Source organism: Streptosporangium pseudovulgare, from assembly GCF_014648055.1.
GTDB classification, from domain to species: Bacteria; Actinomycetota; Actinomycetes; order Streptosporangiales; family Streptosporangiaceae; genus Streptosporangium; species Streptosporangium pseudovulgare.
Genome location: NZ_BMQJ01000014.1, coordinates 166347 through 186661, shown reverse-complemented (window position 1 = coordinate 186661; position 20315 = coordinate 166347). Strand labels below are relative to the sequence as shown.

At 73.2% G+C, this 20315-nt stretch carries 20 protein-coding genes; 17 read left to right on the top strand and 3 right to left on the bottom strand.

Annotation, left to right across the window (positions count from 1 at the left end):
- Window positions 1-13 precede the first annotated feature (13 nt).
- The 11 genes from sufC to IEZ10_RS26175 all read left to right on the top strand — a co-directional run bounded on the left by sufC (window position 14) and on the right by IEZ10_RS26175 (window position 9833).
- Window positions 14-769 carry a Fe-S cluster assembly ATPase SufC gene (sufC, locus tag IEZ10_RS26225; protein ID WP_229811668.1) on the top strand — a complete coding sequence of 252 codons (756 nt, stop codon included), beginning with the start codon at window positions 14-16 and terminating at the stop codon, window positions 767-769.
- Window positions 769-2028, top strand: a complete 1260-nt coding sequence (locus tag IEZ10_RS26220; protein ID WP_189249170.1) for a cysteine desulfurase — start codon at window positions 769-771, stop codon at window positions 2026-2028. The genes sufC and IEZ10_RS26220 overlap by 1 nt, the downstream gene beginning before the upstream one ends.
- Window positions 2029-2047: 19 nt before the next feature.
- Window positions 2048-2485 carry a Fe-S cluster assembly sulfur transfer protein SufU gene (gene sufU, locus IEZ10_RS26215; protein ID WP_179828003.1) on the top strand — a complete coding sequence of 146 codons (438 nt, stop codon included), beginning with the start codon at window positions 2048-2050 and terminating at the stop codon, window positions 2483-2485.
- The gene (locus tag IEZ10_RS26210; RefSeq protein WP_189249169.1) at window positions 2482-2850 is read left to right on the top strand and encodes a metal-sulfur cluster assembly factor; all 369 of its coding nucleotides are present in this window, start codon (window positions 2482-2484) and stop codon (window positions 2848-2850) included. The genes sufU and IEZ10_RS26210 overlap by 4 nt, the downstream gene beginning before the upstream one ends.
- Window positions 2851-3245: 395 nt before the next feature.
- Entirely contained in the window at window positions 3246-4847 is a 1602-nt protein-coding gene (locus IEZ10_RS26205; protein ID WP_189249264.1) for a DEAD/DEAH box helicase, read from the top strand.
- 247 nt (window positions 4848-5094) lie between these two features.
- A complete protein-coding gene (locus IEZ10_RS26200) occupies window positions 5095-5358 on the top strand; it encodes a phosphoribosyl-ATP diphosphatase (RefSeq protein ID WP_012892448.1) in 264 nt (87 codons plus the stop codon).
- 63 nt (window positions 5359-5421) lie between these two features.
- Window positions 5422-6267, top strand: coding sequence for an ATP phosphoribosyltransferase (gene hisG, locus IEZ10_RS26195; RefSeq protein WP_189249168.1), 846 nt, complete (start codon window positions 5422-5424; stop codon window positions 6265-6267).
- A 182-nt stretch (window positions 6268-6449) separates the two neighbouring features.
- Window positions 6450-7337, top strand: coding sequence for an ABC transporter ATP-binding protein (locus IEZ10_RS26190; protein ID WP_189249167.1), 888 nt, complete (start codon window positions 6450-6452; stop codon window positions 7335-7337).
- Window positions 7334-8068 (top strand): ABC transporter permease, encoded by a 735-nt coding sequence (locus IEZ10_RS26185; RefSeq protein ID WP_189249166.1) that lies wholly within the window; start codon window positions 7334-7336, stop codon window positions 8066-8068. The genes IEZ10_RS26190 and IEZ10_RS26185 overlap by 4 nt, the downstream gene beginning before the upstream one ends.
- A gap of 26 nt (window positions 8069-8094) precedes the next feature.
- Window positions 8095-9231, top strand: coding sequence for a sensor histidine kinase (locus IEZ10_RS26180; protein WP_189249165.1), 1137 nt, complete (start codon window positions 8095-8097; stop codon window positions 9229-9231).
- Window positions 9228-9833 (top strand): response regulator transcription factor, encoded by a 606-nt coding sequence (locus IEZ10_RS26175; protein ID WP_189249164.1) that lies wholly within the window; start codon window positions 9228-9230, stop codon window positions 9831-9833. Before IEZ10_RS26180 ends, IEZ10_RS26175 begins: the two co-directional genes overlap by 4 nt.
- 82 nt (window positions 9834-9915) lie before the next feature.
- On the opposite strand, the gene IEZ10_RS26170 is transcribed toward IEZ10_RS26175, so the two are convergent.
- The gene (locus IEZ10_RS26170) at window positions 9916-10758 is read right to left on the bottom strand and encodes a siderophore-interacting protein (RefSeq protein WP_189249163.1); all 843 of its coding nucleotides are present in this window, start codon (window positions 10756-10758) and stop codon (window positions 9916-9918) included.
- A 599-nt stretch (window positions 10759-11357) separates the two neighbouring features.
- Window positions 11358-12455: an EAL domain-containing protein gene (locus tag IEZ10_RS26165; protein ID WP_189249162.1), complete on the bottom strand. Its 1098-nt coding sequence runs from the start codon at window positions 12453-12455 to the stop codon at window positions 11358-11360.
- Between the two features lie 222 nt (window positions 12456-12677).
- On the opposite strand from IEZ10_RS26165, the gene IEZ10_RS26160 reads away from it, so the two are divergent.
- From IEZ10_RS26160 to IEZ10_RS26140, 5 genes are all read left to right on the top strand, one after another.
- Entirely contained in the window at window positions 12678-13334 is a 657-nt protein-coding gene (locus tag IEZ10_RS26160) for an acVLRF1 family peptidyl-tRNA hydrolase (protein WP_189249161.1), read from the top strand.
- 229 nt (window positions 13335-13563) lie between these two features.
- The gene (abc-f, locus tag IEZ10_RS26155; RefSeq protein WP_189249160.1) at window positions 13564-15159 is read left to right on the top strand and encodes a ribosomal protection-like ABC-F family protein; all 1596 of its coding nucleotides are present in this window, start codon (window positions 13564-13566) and stop codon (window positions 15157-15159) included.
- A 114-nt stretch (window positions 15160-15273) separates the two neighbouring features.
- A complete protein-coding gene (locus tag IEZ10_RS26150; protein WP_030507271.1) occupies window positions 15274-15489 on the top strand; it encodes a helix-turn-helix domain-containing protein in 216 nt (71 codons plus the stop codon).
- 132 nt (window positions 15490-15621) lie between these two features.
- Complete coding sequence (locus IEZ10_RS26145; protein WP_189249159.1) at window positions 15622-16431, top strand: enoyl-CoA hydratase/isomerase family protein; 810 nt, start codon at window positions 15622-15624, stop codon at window positions 16429-16431.
- Window positions 16432-16482: 51 nt separating this feature from the next.
- A complete protein-coding gene (locus IEZ10_RS26140; RefSeq protein ID WP_189249158.1) occupies window positions 16483-18354 on the top strand; it encodes an ABC transporter ATP-binding protein in 1872 nt (623 codons plus the stop codon).
- 70 nt (window positions 18355-18424) lie between these two features.
- Here IEZ10_RS26140 and IEZ10_RS26135 read toward each other — a convergent pair whose 3' ends face one another.
- Window positions 18425-19306 (bottom strand): sulfotransferase family protein, encoded by an 882-nt coding sequence (locus IEZ10_RS26135; RefSeq protein WP_179828027.1) that lies wholly within the window; start codon window positions 19304-19306, stop codon window positions 18425-18427.
- A 30-nt stretch (window positions 19307-19336) separates the two neighbouring features.
- Here IEZ10_RS26135 and IEZ10_RS26130 point away from each other — a divergent pair, with 30 nt between their 5' ends.
- Entirely contained in the window at window positions 19337-20311 is a 975-nt protein-coding gene (locus IEZ10_RS26130) for a S66 peptidase family protein (protein WP_229811656.1), read from the top strand.
- The last annotated feature ends 4 nt before the right edge of the window (window positions 20312-20315 follow it).

The following is a 20315-nucleotide window of genomic DNA, read 5'->3' as shown; positions in this document are numbered from 1 at the left end:
TGATTCGACCCGGATCCCCGCGGGCTCCACGCTCGAGATCCGCGACCTGAAGGTCTCCGTCGCGGACAAGGAGATCCTGCGCGGCGTCAACCTGACCGTGCGGGCCGGCGAGACCCACGCCATCATGGGCCCCAACGGCTCCGGCAAGTCCACGCTCGCCTACGCGATCGCCGGCCACCCGAAGTACACCATCACCGGCGGCCAGGTCCTGCTCGACGGGGCCGACCTGCTGGAGATGTCGGTCGACGAGCGCGCCCGCGCCGGCCTGTTCCTCGCCATGCAGTACCCGGTCGAGGTCCCCGGCGTCAGCGTCTCCAACTTCCTGCGCTCGGCGGTCACCGCCGCCCGCGGCGAGGCCCCGAAGCTCCGCCAGTTCTCCAAGGACCTCAAGGCCGGCATGGACGCCCTGTCGATCGACTCGGCCTTCGCCCAGCGCAACGTGAACGAGGGCTTCTCCGGCGGTGAGAAGAAGCGCCACGAGATCCTCCAGCTGGAGCTGCTCAAGCCGAAGATCGCCGTCCTCGACGAGACCGACTCCGGCCTCGACGTCGACGCCCTGCGCGTGGTCTCCGAGGGCATCAACCGCTTCCGCGCCGGCGGCGACACCGGCGTGCTGCTCATCACCCACTACACCCGCATCCTGCGCTACGTGAAGCCGGACTTCGTCCACGTCTTCGCGGGCGGCCGGATCGTGGAGCAGGGCGGCCCCGAGCTCGCCGAGAAGCTGGAGGCCGAGGGCTACGAGGCGTACACGAAGGCAACGGCCTGATGACGACCGGCTTTGACGCGGAGAGGATCAGGAAGGACTTCCCGGTCCTCTCCCGTGAGCTGCCCGGCGGCCGGCCGCTGGTCTACCTCGACTCGGCCAACTCCGCGCAGAAGCCGACCCGGGTCGTCGAGGCCATGCGCGAGCACATGGCCATGCACTACAGCAACGTCGGCCGGGCCATGCACGCGCTGGGCGCGGAGTCCACCGAGGCGTACGAGGCGGCCCGCGACAAGATCGCCGCGTTCGTCGGCGCGCCGAGCCGCGAGGAGATCGTCTTCACCAAGAACGCCTCCGAGGCGCTCAACCTGGTGGCCTACTCCTTCGGCAACCGCACCAACGACGACCCCCGGTTCCGGATGGGCCCCGGCGACGAGATCGTCATCTCCGAGATGGAGCACCACTCCAACATCGTGCCGTGGCAGATGCTCGCCCAGCGCACCGGCGCCACGCTGCGCTGGTTCGGGGTCACCGATGAGGGCCGCCTGGACCTCGGCAACCTGGAGGAGCTGGTCAACGAGCGGACGAAGATCGTCTCGATCGTGCACCAGTCGAACGTCCTCGGCACCGTCAACCCCGTCGAGCGGGTCCTCGCCCGGGTCCGCCAGGTCGGCGCGCTGATGATGCTGGACGCCTCGCAGTCGGTCCCCCACCAGGCGGTGGACGTCGCCGCGCTCGGCGTCGACTTCCTGGCCTTCACCGGGCACAAGGTCGTCGGCCCCTCCGGCGTCGGCGTGCTGTGGGGCCGGGGCGAGCTGCTGGACGCCATGCCCCCGTTCCTCGGCGGCGGCGAGATGATCGAGGCGGTCTGGATGGACCGCTCGACCTACGCGCCCGCGCCGCACAAGTTCGAGGCCGGCACCCCGCCGATCGTCGAGGCCGTCGGCCTCGGCGCCGCCGTGGACTACCTGTCGGAGATCGGCCTGGACGCGGTGGCCCGGCACGAGCGGGAGCTCACCGCCTACGCGCTGGAGGCGCTGGCGGACGTCCCGGGGCTGAAGGTGGTCGGGCCGCGCGACCTCGACATGCGCGGCGGCACGGTGTCCTTCACCCTGGAGGGGATTCACCCGCACGACGTCGGGCAGATTCTCGATGACGAGTTCGGTGTGGCCGTGCGGGTCGGACACCACTGCGCCCGCCCGCTGCACCTGAGGTTCGGGATCCCCGCCACCACGCGGGCCTCCTTCTACCTCTACACCGTCCCGGCCGAGATCGACGCCCTGGTCCGCGGCCTCCACCACGTGCGGAAGGTGTTCGCCTAGCAATGCCGGAGCAGTTGAGATGATCGCCGAGTCGATGTACCAGGAGCTGATCCTGGAGCACTACAAGCACCCCCAGGGCCGGGGGCTGCGTGATCCGTACGACGCCGAGGTCCACCACGTGAACCCGACGTGCGGCGACGAGATCACCATGCGGGTGAAGCTCGGCGACGGCGGCAAGGTCGAGGACGTCTCCTACGACGGCCAGGGCTGCTCCATCAGCCAGGCCGCCGCCTCGGTGCTGTACGAGCTGACCGAGGGCTCCACCGTGGACGAGACGCTCGCCGTGGTGGAGGAGTTCACCCGGCTCATGCAGAGCAGGGGACAGATCGAGGGCGACGAGGAGGTGCTGGGCGACGCCGTGGCGTTCGCCGGCGTCTCCAAGTACCCCGCCCGCGTGAAGTGCGCCCTGCTGGCCTGGATGGCCTACAAGGACGCGGTCATGAGGAGTTCCAAGTGAGCAAGCCTGTGGAGACGCCCACCTCGGCGTCGTACGACGGGGAGACCACCCTTGACGAGGTCATGGAGGCCCTCAAGGACGTCGTCGACCCCGAGCTCGGCATCAACGTCGTCGACCTCGGCCTGGTCTACGGGGTCAACCTCGACCCCGCCGAGACCGGCGCCGCGCCGATCGCCACCATCGACATGACGCTGACCAGCGCGGCCTGCCCGCTGACCGACGTCATCGAGGACCAGGCCCACTCGGCCCTGGACGGCATGGTCTCGGACGTGAAGATCAACTGGGTCTGGCTCCCGCCGTGGGGCCCGGACAAGATCACCGACGAGGGGCGCGAGCAGCTGCGCATGCTCGGCTTCAACGTCTGACCGTCCCGCCGGCCGCGGCCCGCACCCGCCGGGTGCCGGGCCGCGGCCGGATCGCGTGAATCATGTGAATCGTGTGAGAGGATGCCCCGTGCCGGGAATGAACATCCGGCACGGGGCGTTGGCTCCATAGTCGGGCAGGCGCCCGCCTCTTTCCGTGCGAGGCGCCCCCGTGATCGACCTGGCACTGCGACGGCCAGGTACGCCAGTCCGTGGTTCGACTGCGCGCGGGTGACCGAGACCCGCCCCCGCGGTGCGCCTCGACTCGCACCGCACCACCGCCCCCCACGTGGGCGTAGTTCGACCGCGGCCTTCCGAGGGCCGCGTGTTCCAGGCTCGTCCTTTCGCAGAAGTGACGTGCCGCGTCCTTCTATCGAAAGGCACGACTCTTCGTGACCATGCTCGACGCCGCCCTGCCCGAGATCACCGAGACCCAGGGCGAGCCCGGCACCCCCGCCGGCCCGTCAGAGTTCACCCTGCTGGGGCTGCCCCGGCCGCTGGTCTCCGGCCTGGCCCGCCGGGGCATCGAGGCGCCCTTCCCCATCCAGCGCGCCACCATCCCCGACATCCTCGCCGGCAGCGACGTCCTCGGCCGCGGCCAGACCGGCTCCGGCAAGACCCTCGCCTTCGGCCTGCCCACGATGGTCCGCGTCGCCGGTGTCAAGGCCCGCCCCGGCCGCCCCCTCGCCGTCATCCTGGTGCCGACCCGCGAGCTGGCCATGCAGGTGACCGACGCGCTGGAGCCGCTCGGCCGCGGCCTGTCACTGCGGATGAAGACCGTCGTCGGCGGCATGTCCATGGGCCGCCAGATCGAGGCGCTGCGCCGCGGCGTCGAGATCGTCGTCGCCACCCCGGGCCGGCTCACCGACCTCGTCCAGCAGGGCGAGTGCGTCCTGGACGAGGTCCGGGTGACCGTCCTGGACGAGGCCGACCACATGTGCGACCTCGGCTTCTTCCCGGTCGTCAGCGCCCTGCTCGCGCAGACCCCGGCCGACTGCCAGCGCCTGCTGTTCTCCGCCACCCTCGACGGAGACGTGGACAAGCTCGTCCGCCGCTTCCTCACCGACCCGGTCACCCACTCCCTGGCCCCGGCCTCCTCGCCGGTGGACACCATGGAGCACCACCTCCTGGAGGTCCACCGTGACGACAAGTTCGCGGTGACCGCCGAGATCGCCAACCGCGAGGGCCGCACCATCGTGTTCGCGCGCACCCAGCACGGCGTCGACCGGCTGTGCAAGCAGCTCGCCCAGGTCGGCGTCCGGGCCGGCGGCCTGCACGGCGGCAAACGCCAGAACCAGCGCACCCGCATCCTGGCCGAGTTCAAGGAAGGCGCGATCGACGTCCTGGTCTGCACCGACGTCGCCGCCCGCGGCATCCACGTCGACAACATCAGCCTCGTGCTGCACGTCGACCCGCCGCAGGACCACAAGAGCTACCTGCACCGCGGCGGCCGTACGGCCCGCGCGGGGGAGAAGGGCACCGTCATGACGCTGGTGCTCCCCAGCGAGCGCCGTTCCACCGACACGATGGCCCGCCGAGCGGGCATCAAGCCGTTCCGCCTGCGGGTCACCCCGGGCCACCCGCGCCTTTCGGAGATCGCCGGGGCGCGCACGCCCAGCGGCGAGCCGGTCCCGGTCTGGGAGCCCGCGGCCCCCGCGCCCAAGCAGCGCGAGCGTCGCGGCGGCGGTGGCTTCGGCGGCGGCGGCCGCGGCCCGCGCCGGTTCCGCGAGCGGCCCGCCCACGGCGAGGACGGCCACCGCTCCCGCGAGCGCGGCGCCGGCGAGCCCCGCGGGAACGTCTCGGAGCTGCGCGGCCAGTACCGCACCGAGCGCCGCTTCGACGGCCACCCCGACTCGAGGCCCGGCGGCCGCCGCGGCGGTGAGCGCCAGGGCGGCGGTTACCGCTCCGGTGGGGACCGCGAGCCGTTCCGCGGCGACCGGGAGCCGTTCCGTTCCGGAGGCCGCCCCGAGGGGCGCGGCAACCGCCGCCACGGCCGCTGAGGGTCGCCGGCGCGCGTCCTGATCTGACCGGAGGGGCCGGTACGGCGATGCCGTACCGGCCCCTCCGCGTCCGCACGGGCGGGACCGCGACGGCCGGGCGGGCGGATCCAGGACGAAGCACCCCGGATCCGCCCGCCCGGCGCGGGCCGTCGTCCCCGTACCCGTCCCGAAGTGCGAACACCTACCCCGCCGGTCCCGGGGTCCGGCTACCCTTGACGCGTACGTCCGACGACTTCGAGAAGAGACGATGAAGACCTTCGAAGAGCTGTACGCCGAGCTGTCCGACAAGGCGCGCACCCGGCCCGAGGGGTCGGGGACCGTGGCCGCGCTGGACGCCGGGGTCCATGCCATCGGCAAGAAGGTCGTCGAGGAGGCCGCCGAGAGCTGGATGGCCGCCGAGCACGAGTCGAACGAGCGGGCCGCGGAGGAGATCTCCCAGCTCCTCTACCACGTGCAGGTTCTCATGATCGCCAAAGGGATCGGGCTGGACGAGGTCTACAAGCATCTGTGAGCCGGCGCGCCCGGCTCCGGCTCCCATGACACCTCTTCCACCCGTGTAAGGAACTTCCACGCCATGCTGCGTCTCGCCGTCCCCAACAAGGGGGCCCTCACCGAGGGCGCCCAGACCATGCTCAAGGAAGCCGGCTACCGCCCGCGCAAGGACAGCAAGGAACTGGTGGTCGTCGACCCCGACAACTCCTGCGAGCTGTTCTTCCTGCGTCCCAAGGACATCGCCGTCTACGTCGGTGAGGGCACGCTCGACGCCGGGATCACCGGCCGCGACATGCTCCGCGACTCCGGCGCGCAGGTCGAGGAGATCCTGCCGCTCGGCTTCGGCGGCTCCACCTTCCGCTTCGCCGCCGACCCGGGCCGCTTCTCCGGCGTCGCCGACCTCAAGGGCAGGCGCGTCGCCACCGCCTACGCCGGCCTGCTGGAGGCGTACCTCGCCGAGCAGGGCGTGGACGCCCGGGTGATCAAACTGGACGGCGCGGTCGAGACCGCCGTCCGGCTGGGCGTGGCCGACGCCGTGGCCGACGTCGTCGAGACCGGCACCACGCTGCGCAACATGGGCCTGGAGGCGTTCGGCGAGCCGATCGCCCGCTCCGAGGCGGTGCTGATCAGGCGGGTCGGAGCCCCCGACACCCAGGGGATGCAGCAGCTCCTGCGCCGCCTGCGCGGCGTGCTGGTGGCCCGCGACTACGTGATGATGGACTACGACATCCGCGTCGAGCGGATCGAGGAGGCCATCGCCCTGACCCCCGGCATGGAGGGGCCCACGGTCTCCCCGCTGCACCGGGAGGGCTGGGTGGCGGTCCGCGCCATGGTGCCGCGCAAGGGGCACCAGCAGGTGATGGACCGGCTCTGGGAGATCGGCGCGAAGGCCATCCTGGTCACCGCCATCTTCGCCTGCCGCCTCTGACGCCCGCCCCGCCCGGCCGCGCGGCGTCTCCGGCCGGCCGCCGTCCCCGTCGGGCCGCCCGCCCCCGCCGCCCGCCGTACGGCCCGCGGTGGGAGGCCGTACGGCGGATCTGACAAATGTCACCGTCGATCACGGACGACGGGCACTGAGGCCCGCGCCCGGACGTCCCTAGCGTTGCGCTCATGAACGCCATCGCCTTCGCCGACGTGAGCAGACGCTACGGCGACGTGCTCGCCGTGGACGGCCTGGACCTGACCGTCGAGGCCGGCCGGACCGTCGCCCTGCTCGGGCCCAACGGGGCCGGCAAGTCCACCTCGATCAACATGCTGCTCGGGCTGCTGCGCCCCACGCGGGGCCGCATCGAGGTCTTCGGGCACTCCCCGGACGAGGCCGTCGCCAGGGGAGAGGTCGGCGCCATGCTGCAGAGCGGCGAGCTCATCCCCGAGCTCACCGTCCGGGAGCTGGTCGCCTTCGTGCGGCGGCTCTACCCCTCCCCGCTCGGCCTGGACGAGGTCCTGGAGATGGCCGACCTCACCGCCCTGGCCGGGCGCCGGGCCGTCAAGCTGTCCGGGGGGCAGGCCCAGCGGGTCAGGTTCGCCCTGGCCGTCGTCGGCGCGCCCAGGCTGCTGGTGCTGGACGAGCCCACCGCGGCCATGGACGTGGAGTCGCGGCTGCGGTTCTGGGAGGCCATGCGCTCCTACGCCGAGGGCGGCCGGACCGTCCTGTTCGCCACCCACTACCTCCAGGAGGCCGACGAGAACTCCGACCGGGTGATCGTGGTGGCCGGGGGCCGCGTCGTGGCCGACGGCACCGCCGCCGAGATCAAGGCCGGTGCGGGCGGGCACACCGTCCGCTTCACCCTCGGCGGCCAGGCGGCGGCCGGCCTGGAGGCGCTGCCCGGCGTCTCCGCCGTGGAGATCTCCGCCGGCACCGCCACGCTCCGCACCGCCGACCCGGACGCCACCGTCGCGGCCCTCTACCGGGGCACCACGCTGGAGATCCGCGACCTGCGGATCGACGGCGCCGACCTCGAAGACGCCTTCCTCTCACTCGTCCAGGAGTCCCGATGACGGACTACATCAAGATCGAGCTCCTGCGGATGCTGCGCAACAAGCGCTACGTCATCTTCGTCGTGGCCTTCCCGGTGGCCTTCTACCTCGTCTTCTCCGGCATCTACGGCGGTGAGGTCGCCGCCGGGGGGCTGAGCGGCAAGGCGTACTTCATGGTCTCGATGAGCGCCTACGGCGCGCTCGCCGCCTCCCTGATGAGCACCGCCGTGCCGTGGGCGCAGGAGCGCGGGAGCGGCTGGCTGCGTCAGCTCCAGATCACCCCGCTGGCCGGCTGGAAGATCATCACCACCAAGCTGGTCGCCTCCATGCTGCTGGTGCTGCCGGCCGTCCTGCTCGTCTGCGCCGCCGCCGTGCTGGTCCAGGGCGTCTCGCTGCCCCCCGGGCGGTGGCTCGGCCTGCTGGCGGCCATGTGGCTCGGCGTGGCGCCGTTCGCGGCGCTGGGCCTGACCATCGGCTCGCTGCTGCCCCCCGACACCGCGCAGCCGGTGTCGATGATCGGGATGTTCGGGCTGGCGCTCCTCGGCGGCCTGTGGATCCCGCTGGAGGTCATGCCCGAGGGCCTGCGGAGCGTCGCCCGGGTGCTGCCGTCCGCCGACTACGCCGGCATGGGGCGCGGCATCGTCGCCGGGGACGGCCTGCCTGCGGGTGACGCCCTGGCCGTCGTCGTCTGGGCGGCCGTCCTGGGGGTGATCGCGGTCCTCGCCTACCGGCGGGCCACCGCGCGCGCCTGAGATCTCCCGATGGGAGGATTCCCGATGTGAACACCCCCCCTGCCCGGGTCCTCCGCGGGGTGGACCGCGACCGTCTCCTGCTGCTGGCCAGGCTCTCGATCGGCCTGACGTACCTGTGCTTTCCGATCCTGGAGATCGTCACCGGGGAGGTGACCGGCGTGAGCGCCGCGTGGGGCGTGCTCGGGCTGGTCGCCTTCGTGGCCTGCTACGCCGCCGCCGTGCTGGCCATGCGGGCCTTCGGAGATCCCGGCCGGGCGACCTACCGGCTGCTGGGCGCCGCCACGGTCCTGGCCGTCGTGCTGGCGGTGGCCTTCGGCGGAGACTGGCTGGCCTTGCCGATCTTCATGGCCGTGATGCACGGCGTCCTGCTGCCGTCGCGCGTGTCGATGGCCGGGATCGCCGCGATGGGCGTCACCGTCCTGCTGGTCGGCCTGCTCAGGGAGCACGACCCCGGCATGACCCTCCTGCTGTTGCTGCAGGCCGTCACCCTCGGCGTGCTGTTCCGGGGCATGCGCTCCACCCGGCTGCTGGTGTCCCAGCTGCGCCGGGCGCAGGAGGAGGTGGCCCGGCTGGCGGCGAGCGAGGAGCGGCTGCGCATCGCCCGCGACCTGCACGACCTGCTCGGTCACAGCCTGTCGCTCATCGTGCTGAAGAGCGAGCTGGCCGGGCGGCTGGCGGAGGAGGGCTCGGAGGGGGCGCTGCCGGAGATCCGCGACGTCGAGGCGGTGGCCAGGAAGGCGCTGGTCGAGGTGCGCGAGGCCGTCGCCGGCTACCGCAGGCGCGGCCTGCCGGAGGAGCTGGACGGCGCCCGCGCGGCCCTGGAGGCCGCCGGGACGCACGTGACGGTCCGCCTGGCGGGCACGCCGCTGCCCGAGGAGTTGGACGGCCTGCTCGGCTGGGCGGTGCGGGAGGGCGTCACCAACGTCATACGGCACGCCCGGGCGAGCCGGTGCGAGATCGGCGTGATCTCCGGCGGCGACGTCACCGTGCTGGAGATCGCCGACGACGGGTGCGGGGCGGAGCCGTACGAGCCGGGCAGCGGGTTGCGCGGCCTGGCCGAGCGGGTGGAGGCGGCCGGCGGCGTGGTCAGCGCCGGGCCGCGGAAGGACGGGTTCGTCCTGCGGGTCACGGTCCCCGCGGCGGCTGGGGAGGCGCGGGCGTGATCAGGGTGCTGCTGGCGGAGGACCAGGCGATGGTCCGGGGAGCACTGGTGTCCCTGCTCGGGCTGGAGCCCGACATCGAGGTCGTGGGGGAGGCCGCCTCCGGCCCGGAGGCGGTCGCCGTGGCGCGGGAGGTCCGCCCGGACGTCGCGCTGCTCGACATCGAGATGCCCGGCGGCGACGGCATCACGGCCGCGGCGATGATCCGCGAGGAGGTGCCGGACTGCAGGGTCGTGATCCTGACGACCTTCGGCCGCCCCGGCTACCTGCGCCGGGCGATGGAGGCCGGGGCGGTGGCCTTCCTGGTCAAGGACAGCCCGGCGAGCGAGCTCGCCGCCGCCGTACGGCGGGTGCGCCGCGGCGAGCGGGTCATCGATCCGGACCTGGCCGCGGTGGCGCTGAGCGCCGGGCCGAACCCGCTGTCGCCCCGCGAGCGCGACGTCCTGGCCGCCGCAGCCGACGGCTCCACCGTCGGCGACATCGCCGGGCGCCTGCACCTGTCGGAGGGCACGGTCCGCAACTACCTGTCCTCGGCCATCCACAAGACCCACGCCCGCAACCGCATCGAGGCGGTCCGGCGCGCCCGGTCGCAGGGCTGGCTCTGACTCCGTGACGGACCGGCTCCGGTCCCGGATCGGGACGCCCGCGCCGCCGTTCCCGGACGCCGCGGCTCCACGACGTCGCGCCTCAGGCCGACAGCAGCGTGGTCTCCTCCTCCTCGATCCGCCGGTTCCACTCCTTCTTGGTGGCCCGCCAGGACTCGTCGTCGCGGCCCGCGCGCCAGTAGCCGGAGATGGACAGCCGTGACAGCGGCAGGCCGCGCTCGGCCCGCAGGTGGCGGCGCAGGTCCCGGACGAACCCGGCCTCGCCGTGCACGAAGACGTGCGGCTCGCCCTCGGGGAAGTCCAGGGCCCGCACGGCGGCGACCAGCGCCTCGCCGACCGGCGCGTCGCCGCGGTGCAGCCACACGATCTCCGTGTCCGCCGGGTGGTTCAGCGGCTGCTCCTCCTCGGGCCCGGCCACCTCCAGGAACACGTGGGCGCGGGCGGTGGCGGGCAGGCGCTCCAGTGCGGCGGCGATGGCCGGCAGGGCGCTCTCGTCGCCCGCCATCAGGTGCCAGCCGGCCTCGGGGTCGGGCGCGTAGGCCCCGCCGGGGCCGAGGAAGTGGATCTCGTCGCCGGGCCGCACCCGGGCCGCCCAGGGTCCGGCCAGGCCGCTGTCGCCGTGGTGGACGAAGTCGAGCGTCAGCTCGCGCGCCACGGGGTCCCACGCGCGGACCGTGTAGGTCCGCGTGGTGGGCCACTGCTCGCGGGGCAGGTCGCGCTGGACGGCCGCCAGGTCGAACGGCTCGGGGTAGGACACCCCGGCCGGGGGGAACAGCAGCTTCACGTAGTGGTCGGTGAACTCGCCCGCCTCGAACCCGGCCAGGCCGTCGCCGCCGAGCACCACCCGGATCATGTGCGGGGTGAGCCGCTCCACCCGCACCACCTCGCCGCGGGTCGCCCTGCGCACCGGTCTGCCCTCTGCCATGATCACTCCGGTATGAAAAGTTAGGTTCACCTAATTCGTATCATACGAGTATTTGTCGGACTTGATCCTCCAGGGGCCTCCCGCGTCCCACGCCTTCGGGGCGTTTCCGGTGCTCACGGGCACCGCGTCCGTCCGTCCCCCTCGCGGCGGGCGGGCCGCCGCGGGCCCGTCGGAGGGCTTCGGAGCCGGCCGCTCGGTGGACCCGGCCGGCGGGGCGCGCCCCGGAGGCCCGGGAGGCGTCGTGCCCGCGGTCGTCCGTGGCGCGCACGACGCTCGCCACCAAGGCTGATGCCAGGAAATGTCGTGATTTCGGGACTGGTTACCCGTTCGCTTCCAGTCCGAAACGTGCTCCCGCCGCCCGGACCCGCCTCCGGCGCGGCCGTAGCCGTAGCCGTACGGAGCCGTGACCGGTGAATCTACAAGGTAAAGGACCGAGCCTTCCGCCGATCCGGCCGGGGCGGCGACGGTGGTGGTGACGACGGTGGTGGTGACGACGGTGGCGGTGGCGGCGAGGGGATGTGACGGCGGCGACGGAGAACCGGGACGGCAGGCGGGAGACGGGGGCGGAGGAGGCGGGGGAGACCCGAGCGGGGAGAGGGTCAGCGAGCGCCGGACGCGACGTGGCGGATGAGGTCCGAGACGCGGACGATCCCGATGCAGCGGCCCATCTCGTCGGTGACCACCAGGTCGTCGTAGACGCGCGCCGGGTCGTGCCCGGCGGTCCGCATGGCGGCGATGGCCGGGGTGGACCTGGGGACCACGCGCGCCGGGGCGGCCAGGCGCGCGGCGGGCCTGCGGGCGTGCAGCGCGTGCCCGAAACGGCTGGCGATGGCCAGCAGGAAGCGTCCCCGGTCGAGACTCGCCCGGGGACGCTGGTACTCGTCCACCAGCACCACGCTGGTGACCGACGGCTCCCCGCCGAACGCCGCCACCGCCTCCTCGGCGGTCGCCTCGCAGGGCAGCGTCACCGCCGGAAGCAGGAAGTCCTGGACACGAGGGCCGAGCGGGGCCGCCGCCGGCTCCCGCTCGACGACGGGCAGCGGCACGTGCACCCGACCGGACGGCCCGGGGACCAGGAGCGGCCCCTGCGCCAGCCGTACCCCCCAGGAGCGCACCGCGGCCAGCTGGGCCTCCCCGGCCACGGCAGGGGCGAGCATGTGGACGCCGAGCCCGCGCGCGAGGGCCGAGAGGGACTCCGCGAGCGCCGCGCGCCGCCGGTCCCGCGGCACCTCGGCCATCAGCGCGGGTGAGAGCGCCGCCAGGTACGGCGCGGCGTCGGCGATCAGGTCCAGCGGGACGTGGCCGGCGCCGAGGTCGCCGATCGCCGTCAGGTAGCCGACGGCGCGCAGTCCCGTCAGCCCGGTGAGGAGGGTCCGGCGCTCGATCCGGGCGAAGTCGCCCCGCACCAGCAGGATCACCTCCGGAGGGCGCCGCCCGCGGACGCGCAGGGCCTCGTGCAGCGGCGCCAGCGCGGCCGAGCCGCCGATCACCACCGCCGACGGCAGGGGCAGCAGCAGCGGCATGCGGGTCCCGGCCCCGGTGACGTGCGGGATCGCGTGCAGTACCGAGGAGAGGTTCTCGCCCCGGACCGCGGGCTGGAGGGCGATGACGCCCCCGGTGTCGAGGTCGACGACGGGGGCGGGGTTCGCGGCGGCGGGTCCGGGGGCCGGCGAGAAAGGGGACGTTCTACTCGGCACGTTCCGAGGATGAGGCCTCCGCGGTGTGCTCCTGAACCAGGTGCGGGGATGTTCACCGAGTTTTCTCCCGGGGTTGCGCCGGCCGGCCGGACGACGTGGCGGAAACGTCACCGCGGCGGGCCGGACGCCGCCGGGGACGTGCCGGCGGGGTGCCGCCCGCGGCGGGGACGTCACCCGCCCGGCCGGGCCCGAGCGGGGAGGGGGCCGGTATGGTCGGCTTCCATGACGTCACGACCGGCCGGAGGCGGGGCCCGCTGGGTGTCGGTGGGGCCGGAGCGGCTCGGTCGCTGGATCGACGGCTTCGCGGCCCGGCACGGCCCTCTGGAGACGACGGCCGGCGACGAGGTCGTGCGGCTGGCCGCCGCGGACGGCGCGGTGGCCGAGTGCCACGTGCCGTTCCCGCCGCTGACGTCCTCCGGCGGCGGCCCGCTGGCGCGGCTGATCACCCACGCGCGCGCCGAGCGCCGGGTCGGCGTGCTGCTGGTACGGCTCGGCGGCCACGCGGCCGGGGTCTTCCAGGGGGAGACGCTCCTGGCCTCCAAGGTGGGCTCGCGGCTCGTGCACGGGCGCAGCGCGGCGGGCGGCTGGTCCCAGCAGCGGTTCGCCCGGCGCAGGGACAAGCAGGTGAGCGAGGCCCACGCGGCGGCGGCCGAGGTCGCGCTGCGCGTCCTCCTCCCGGGCCTGGCCGAGCTGGAGGCGGTGGTCCTGGGCGGCGACCGGCGCGCGGTGGACGCGCTGCGGGCCGACCGCAGACTGGAGGCGGTCTTCGCGCTGGAAGCCGGGCCCTTCCTGACGGTCCCCGACCCCCGGCTGGCCGTGCTGCGGACCGCCCCGGGCCTGTTCCGCGCGGTCCGGATCCGGCTGGTCGACCCGACCTGACCGGTCGTGTCCCGCCGCGCCCGCCGGGACGGCCGGTCGGCGCGACCTGGGGAGAGCCCTCGCACGCGCGCCGTACACTGATCGGTATGCGCACTTCCGATTGACGCCGCCCCCGAGGCGAGACGGCCGGGCCGGGAGCCTGAGGAGCACACGACGGCGGGTTCGGCGGTACTTCGGCAGTTCGGCAGTACGGCGAGCCGTTCCATCCCATTCTGGAGTGTTTTCCACCATGATCGTGGCTTCTGACATCGAGCTGCGCGCCGGGGCCCGGCTGCTCATCGAGGGCGCGTCGTTCCGGGTCAACCCGGGCGACAAGATCGGGCTCGTCGGCCGCAACGGCGCGGGCAAGACCACCCTGACCAAGGTGCTGGCCGGGGAGGCGCTGCCCGCGGCGGGCACGGTGACCACCACCGGCGCGGTCGGCTACCTCCCGCAGGACCCCCGCACCGGCGACCTGGACGTGCTGGCCCGCGACCGCATCCTGTCGGCCCGCGGGCTGGACGAGGTGCTGCGCGAGCTGCGCGCCGCCGAGGCCGGCATGTCCTCGGCGGACGAGCGGACCCGCGACCGGGCGGTGCGGGCCTACGGGCGGCTGGAGGACCGGCTGCACGTCCTGGGGGGATACGCCGCCGAGTCGGAGGCGGCCTCGATCGCCTCCAGCCTCGGGCTGCCCGACCGGGTGCTCGGGCAGCCGCTCTCCACCCTGTCGGGAGGCCAGCGCAGGCGGGTGGAGCTGGCGCGGATCCTGTTCAGCGGGGCGGAGACTCTCCTGCTCGACGAGCCGACAAACCACCTCGATGCCGACTCAATCGGGTGGCTTCGTGATTTTTTACGATCCCATCAGGGCGGTTTGATCATTATCAGCCACGACGTCGGGCTTCTTGAAGCGACGGTAAACCGGGTCCTGTACCTCGACGCCAACCGCTCGGTGGTCGACACCTACAACGTCGGCTGGAAGGCCTACCTGGCCCAGCGGGAGACCGACGAGAAGCGCCGGAGGCGCGAGCGCGCCAACGCGGAGAAGCAGGCCGCGGCCCTGCTGTCGCAGGCCGACCGGATGCGCGCCAAGGCCACCAAGGCCAAGGCGGCCCAGGACATGCAGCGCCGCGCCGAGCGGCTGCTGTCGGGCCTGGAGACCGAGCGGCAGGGCGACAAGGTCGCCCGGCTGCGCTTCCCGCAGCCCGCGCCGTGCGGGCGCACGCCGATCACCGCCGAGGACCTGTCGAAGTCCTACGGCTCTCTGGAGGTCTTCACCGGCGTCGACGCCGCGGTCGACCGGGGCAGCAGGGTCGTCATCCTCGGCCTGAACGGCGCCGGCAAGACCACCCTGCTGCGCATCCTGGGCGGCCTGGAGCAGCCCGACACCGGCGCCGTCAGGCCCGGCCACGGCCTCAAGCTGGGCTACTACGCCCAGGAACACGAGACCATCGACCCCGACCGGACCGTGCTGGAGAACATGCGCTCGGCCAGCGAGCTGGCCGACGTCGAGCTGCGCAAGGTCCTCGGGTCGTTCTTGTTCACCGGGGACGACGTGGACAAGCCGGCCGGGGTGCTGTCCGGCGGGGAGAAGACCCGGCTGGCCCTGGCCACCCTGGTGCTGTCCGCGGCCAACGTGCTGCTGCTCGACGAGCCCACGAACAACCTTGATCCCGCCAGCCGCGAGCAGGTCCTCAGTGCACTAAAGTCCTATTCTGGGGCGATTGTTCTCGTCACGCACGATGAGGGCGCAGTAGAGGCACTACGACCCGATAGGGTGATCTTGCTACCTGACGGAGTCGAAGATGCTTGGAGTGATGAATTTTCCGATCTTGTGGCACTTGCCTGATCTTAATTTGAGCGGGTACGGATCTTTTCCCATGGAGTAGGTAGCCGATCGCGCTGAAATGACTGATCATGGCGTGAGTAACGCTGCGGAAGTCTGGCACTACAGGAGGTACTCGTGGCCGAGACTCTCAAGAAAGGCACCCGGGTCACCGGGGCCGACCGTGAAAAACTGGCCGCCGACCTGAAGAAGCGCTACAGCGCGGGTGAGAGCATCCGCGCCCTGGCCGCTTCGACCGGCCGGTCGTACGGCTTCATCCACCGCATCCTGAGCGAGTCCGGTGTGACTCTGCGAGGGCGCGGCGGCGCCACCCGGGGTAAGTCGAAGCGCTGACACCGCCTCGGAACGCGCGACCGCAGCCGCTCGTCCCCCACGCTGAGACGTCCCGCTCGGGCCTGTAGAACCTCGTTCTGGAGAGTCGATAGGCTCGGGCGAGACGGAAGACGGCAGCGGGGAGGGCGAGCCATGACGGAAGCGGTGTTCGCGGGAAGCGCGGAAGGGGCCTCTCCGGAGGAGGCCGGTCTGCGCTACGAGGTGGACGGCGAGATCGCGACGATCACGCTGGACCGGCCGGACAAGCGGAACGCTCAGACGTTCGCGACCTGGTCGGCGCTGGCCCGGATCGGTGACAGCCTGCCGCAGCAGGTGAGGGTCGTCGTGATCAGGGGTGAGGGGCCGTCCTTCTCGGCAGGGATCGACCTGCGGATGTTCACCCCGGAAGGGGTGCCGGGCCAGGGATCGTTCGCGTCCTCCGCGACGCTCGGCGACTCGGCCTTCGAGCAGCGGATAGCCCAGGCGCAACGGGGGTTCCTGTGGTTGCGCCGCCCCGACATCGTCTCGATCGCGGCCGTCCAGGGGCACGCGATCGGCGCCGGCTTCCAGCTCGCCCTCGCCTGTGACCTGCGCGTCCTCGCCGACGACGCCAAGCTGTGCATGAAGGAGCCCGCCCTCGGGCTGGTGCCCGACCTGACCGGCACCAAGCCGCTGGTCGACATCGTCGGCCTGCCCAGGGCCCTGGAGATCTGCCTCACCGCCCGCACCGTGGGAGCCGAGGAGGCCGCCCGGCTGGGCCTGGCCGAGCTCGTGGTCGCCCCGGACGAGCTGGCCGGCGCCGTACGCGACCTGGCCGCCGCGCTGCTGGCGGTGAACCGCGACGCCGCGACGGCGACCAAGCGCCTGCTCCAGGGCGCCGCGGGCCGCACGCTGGAGGAGCAGACCGCCGCCGAACGGCACGAGCAGGTCGCCCGGGTCAAGGCGCTGTTCGCCGGAAGCTGACGGCGGAATGGAAAGATCCCGGCCGGTGCTCCTTCCGATGGAGGAGGCCACATGGCGATGATGGGCGGGGGGTTCGGCCCCCAGGCGATGCGCTCGCTGCGGCGCGACAGCTCGGTGACCAAGGAGCGTCTCGCACCGGGCACGGTCAGGCGCATAGCGCGCTACGCGCGGCCGTTCGCCCGGCAGATAACGGCGTTCCTGGTGCTGGTCGTGGCGGGCTCGGTCATCGTGATCGCCAACCCGCTGCTGATGAAGGCGATCATCGACGACGGCATCGCCCAGAAACGGCCCGGCGTGGTGCTCGCCCTCTCCGGGGTCATCGCGGTCCTGGCGCTCGCCGACGCGGCGCTCACCCTCGTCCAGCGCTGGTTCTCCGCCCGGGTCGGCGAGGGCCTGATCTACAACCTGCGCACCGAGGTCTTCGACCACGTGCAGCGGATGCCGGTGGCGTTCTTCATGCGCACCCAGACCGGCGCCCTGGTCTCCCGGCTGAACACCGACGTGATCGGCGCCCAGCGGGCGCTGACCAGCACCCTGTCGTCGGTGGTGTCCAACGTGGTCATGCTCGTGCTGGTGCTCGGCGCGATGCTCGCGCTGTCGTGGCAGATCACCCTGGTCGCCCTGGTGCTGCTGCCGGTCTTCCTCTTCCCGGCCCGCTGGGTGGGCCGGAAGATGTCCGGCCTGACCCGTGAGCAGATGCAGCTCGACGCCGAGATGAGCTCCCTGATGACCGAGCGGTTCAACGTCGCCGGCGCCATGGTCGCCAAGCTGTACGGCCGCCCCGACGAGGAGGCCGCCGACTTCGGCCGCCGGGCCGGACGGGTGCGCGACGTCGGCGTCACCGTCGGCATGTACGGCACGTTCTTCCGCGTCGCGCTCGGCCTGGTCGCGGCCCTGGCCACCGCGCTGGTGTACGGCGGGGGCGGCCTGCTGGCCATCGACGGCGCCTTCGAGCTCGGCACCCTGGTGGCGCTCGCCGCCCTGCTGATGCGCCTGTACGGCCCGCTGACGAGCCTGTCCAACGTGCACGTGGACGTGATGACCGCGCTGGTCAGCTTCGACCGGGTCTTCGAGGTGCTCGACCTGAAGCCCATGGTCGCCGAGCGGCCCGGCGCCCGGCCCGTCCCGGACGGGCCCGCCTCGATCGAGTTCGACGGCGTCCGGTTCACCTATCCCGCGGCCTCGGAGGTGTCGCTGGCCTCGCTGGAGTCGGTGGCCCGCCCCGACCCCGGACCCGGCCACGAGGTGCTGCGGGACGTCTCCTTCACCGCCCGGCCGGGCCAGATGATCGCGCTGGTCGGCCCCTCCGGCGCCGGCAAGACCACCATCACCAGCCTGGTCTCGCGCCTGTACGACGTGAACGAGGGGGCCGTGCGCATCAACGGCCTGGACGTGCGCGACGCCACCTTCGAGTCCCTGCGCGACACCGTGGGCGTGGTGATGCAGGACGCCCACCTCTTCCACGACACCATCGGGGCCAACCTCGCCTACGCCAGGCCCGGGGCCACCGAGGAGGAGATCTGGGAGGCCCTGCGCGCCGCGCAGATCGCCGACCTGGTCGAGGCGCTGCCCGAGGGCCTGGAGACCGTGGTGGGCGACCGGGGATACCGCCTGTCCGGCGGCGAGAAGCAGCGCCTGGCCCTGGCCCGGCTGCTGCTCAAGGCGCCCCGGGTGGTCGTCCTCGACGAGGCCACCGCCCACCTAGACTCCGAGTCCGAGGCCGCGGTCCAGCGGGCCCTGAAGACCGCACTGGACGGCCGGACCTCCCTGGTCATCGCGCACCGGCTGTCCACCGTCCGCGAGGCCGACCAGATCCTGGTGATCGCCGACGGCCGGGTGGTGGAGCGGGGCCGCCACGAGGAGCTGCTGGCCGGCGGCGCCGTCTACGCCGAGCTCTACCGCACCCAGTTCAGCGGCGAGTGATCCTCCCCACGCGGCCCGGGTACGGCGGGCCGCGCGACGGTCACCGGCAGGACGCGGACCGGGCGCGGGATCACCGGTAGCCCAGGCGGGCGAGCTCGGTGCGGGCCACCTTCTCCACCAGGGCGGCGTCCTCGCCGTGCAGCCTGCTCCGCCAGGCGCCGGTCTTCGGGGCGCGCCCGCCGTACAGGGCGACCTTGGACACCCGCGCCTGGAGGAAGGCCGACAGCTCCTCCGCGGCCCGGGCGGGAGAGGAGGCCAGCTCCTCGTAGCGCAGGGTCAGCAGCTGCCCGCGCGGCAGGTCGCGGTGGAGCGCGGCCGACAGCCGAACCGCGCTGCGCCAGCGCAGCGCGCACTTGCCCGCCGTGGGCATCGCCTTCCAGCGGTCGCGGTGCTCGGCGGCGTTGACACCGAGGAACGGGTTGGGGAACTCGGCCTCCTCGCTCAGCATGGCGGGCTTGAACCACGCCAGCGCCGCCGGGTCGGCCAGCATGTCGGCCACCACGTCCCTGCCGTCCCTGATCAGCTGGACGAACCGGGCGTCGGGGAACGCCTGCAGCAGCACCTGGGCGCTGTAGATCAGGTCGGGGCTGGCGTCGCCGAACCGCGCCACCGCGCCCGGCGCCGCGCACGGCCCGGCACCGGTCACGCCGCCCGCCTCCCGGCAGGCGGCCGGGCACTCGCCGCAGGCCCCGGGGACGATCTGCCAGGACTCGGCCAGGGCGTCACGCAGCACCCGGGTGGCTCCCATGCCCCGGCCCGCGATGGAGGGGCGCCGGGCGAAGGCGTACACCACGTGGGCGACCGGGGCGCGGCCGATCGTGACGTGGAAGCCGGGGGAGCGTTTCAGGGCGCGGGCCAGCAGGTCCGAGCCGGAGTGCGGGGCGGCGAGCACGAACACCGGCTGGCGGACCTTGATGCCGTTGACCACGAGGATGTGGGGCGGAGGTCGCATATGTGTGCCCAGTGTGGCACCGTTTCCAGCGTGAACGAACCGGCCCTGCCCACACCAGCCCCTGCGGACGGCGCGGCCGTCCGGCCCGCCGTCGTCCCGCCCCGGCTGCACCCCGGCGACACCGTCGCGGTGGTCTGCCCGTGCGGCCCGCCCGACCCGGCGCAGCTGCGGCGCGGCGCCGGCGTGCTGGAGGAACTGGGGCTGAAGGTCGTCATGGGCGAGCACGTCCTCGACCGTGACCGCTACCTCGCCGGCTCCGACGCGGACCGGGCCGCCGACCTGCAGCGGGCCTGGTGCGACCCGGCGGTCGCCGCGGTGTTCTGCGGCCGGGGCGGCTACGGCGCCTCGCGGATCCTGCACCTGATCGACTGGGAGGCCATGCGGGCCGCGGGGCCCAAGATCCTCGTCGGCTCCAGCGACGTCACCGCGCTGCACCAGGCGTTCGCCGTCGAGCTGGGGCTGGCCTCCCTGTTCGGCCCGATGCCCGCCTGCGACGTGCTCAGCGGCCCCGCCGGCTCCGAGCCCCGCACCCTGGAGCACCTCGCGGCCGCGCTGTTCGGCGAGCCCGGGCCGGTCACCGGCGACCGGGTCGTCGTCCCGGGCCGGGCCGTCGCACCGGTGACGGGCGGTAACCTCAGTCTGCTGGCCGCCCTGTGCGGCACGCCGCACCGGATGCGGGCCCAGGGCCGGATCGTCCTGCTGGAGGACATCGCCGAGGAGCCCTACCGCATCGACCGGATGCTCACCCAGCTCCTGCGTTCGGGCTCGCTGGACGGCGCGGCCGGGTTCGCCCTGGGTTCCTGGGTGGGGTGCGGCGACCCCTACCCGACGCTCGTCGAGCGGCTCGCGCCGCTCGGGGTGCCGGTGATCGCCGGGCTTCCGGTGGGCCACGGGACACCACAGTTCAGTGTGCAGTTGGGGGCACTTGGTGCTATTGATGCAGAATCGTGCTCTCTGACGGGCTCACTCACCGATCCCGGGAAGGCACCCTGGGTGCGGACCTAGCGAA

Coding starts and splice junctions, on each gene's coding strand:
- IEZ10_RS26220 (WP_189249170.1), top strand. CDS start 769: ATGACGACCGGCTTTGACGCGGAGAGGATCAGGAAGGACTTCCCGGTC.
- sufU (WP_179828003.1), top strand. CDS start 2,048: ATGATCGCCGAGTCGATGTACCAGGAGCTGATCCTGGAGCACTACAAG.
- IEZ10_RS26205 (WP_189249264.1), top strand. CDS start 3,246: ATGCTCGACGCCGCCCTGCCCGAGATCACCGAGACCCAGGGCGAGCCC.
- IEZ10_RS26200 (WP_012892448.1), top strand. CDS start 5,095: ATGAAGACCTTCGAAGAGCTGTACGCCGAGCTGTCCGACAAGGCGCGC.
- hisG (WP_189249168.1), top strand. CDS start 5,422: ATGCTGCGTCTCGCCGTCCCCAACAAGGGGGCCCTCACCGAGGGCGCC.
- IEZ10_RS26190 (WP_189249167.1), top strand. CDS start 6,450: ATGAACGCCATCGCCTTCGCCGACGTGAGCAGACGCTACGGCGACGTG.
- IEZ10_RS26185 (WP_189249166.1), top strand. CDS start 7,334: ATGACGGACTACATCAAGATCGAGCTCCTGCGGATGCTGCGCAACAAG.
- IEZ10_RS26170 (WP_189249163.1), bottom strand. CDS start 10,758: ATGGCAGAGGGCAGACCGGTGCGCAGGGCGACCCGCGGCGAGGTGGTG.
- IEZ10_RS26160 (WP_189249161.1), top strand. CDS start 12,678: ATGACGTCACGACCGGCCGGAGGCGGGGCCCGCTGGGTGTCGGTGGGG.
- abc-f (WP_189249160.1), top strand. CDS start 13,564: ATGATCGTGGCTTCTGACATCGAGCTGCGCGCCGGGGCCCGGCTGCTC.
- IEZ10_RS26145 (WP_189249159.1), top strand. CDS start 15,622: ATGACGGAAGCGGTGTTCGCGGGAAGCGCGGAAGGGGCCTCTCCGGAG.
- IEZ10_RS26140 (WP_189249158.1), top strand. CDS start 16,483: ATGGCGATGATGGGCGGGGGGTTCGGCCCCCAGGCGATGCGCTCGCTG.
- IEZ10_RS26135 (WP_179828027.1), bottom strand. CDS start 19,306: ATGCGACCTCCGCCCCACATCCTCGTGGTCAACGGCATCAAGGTCCGC.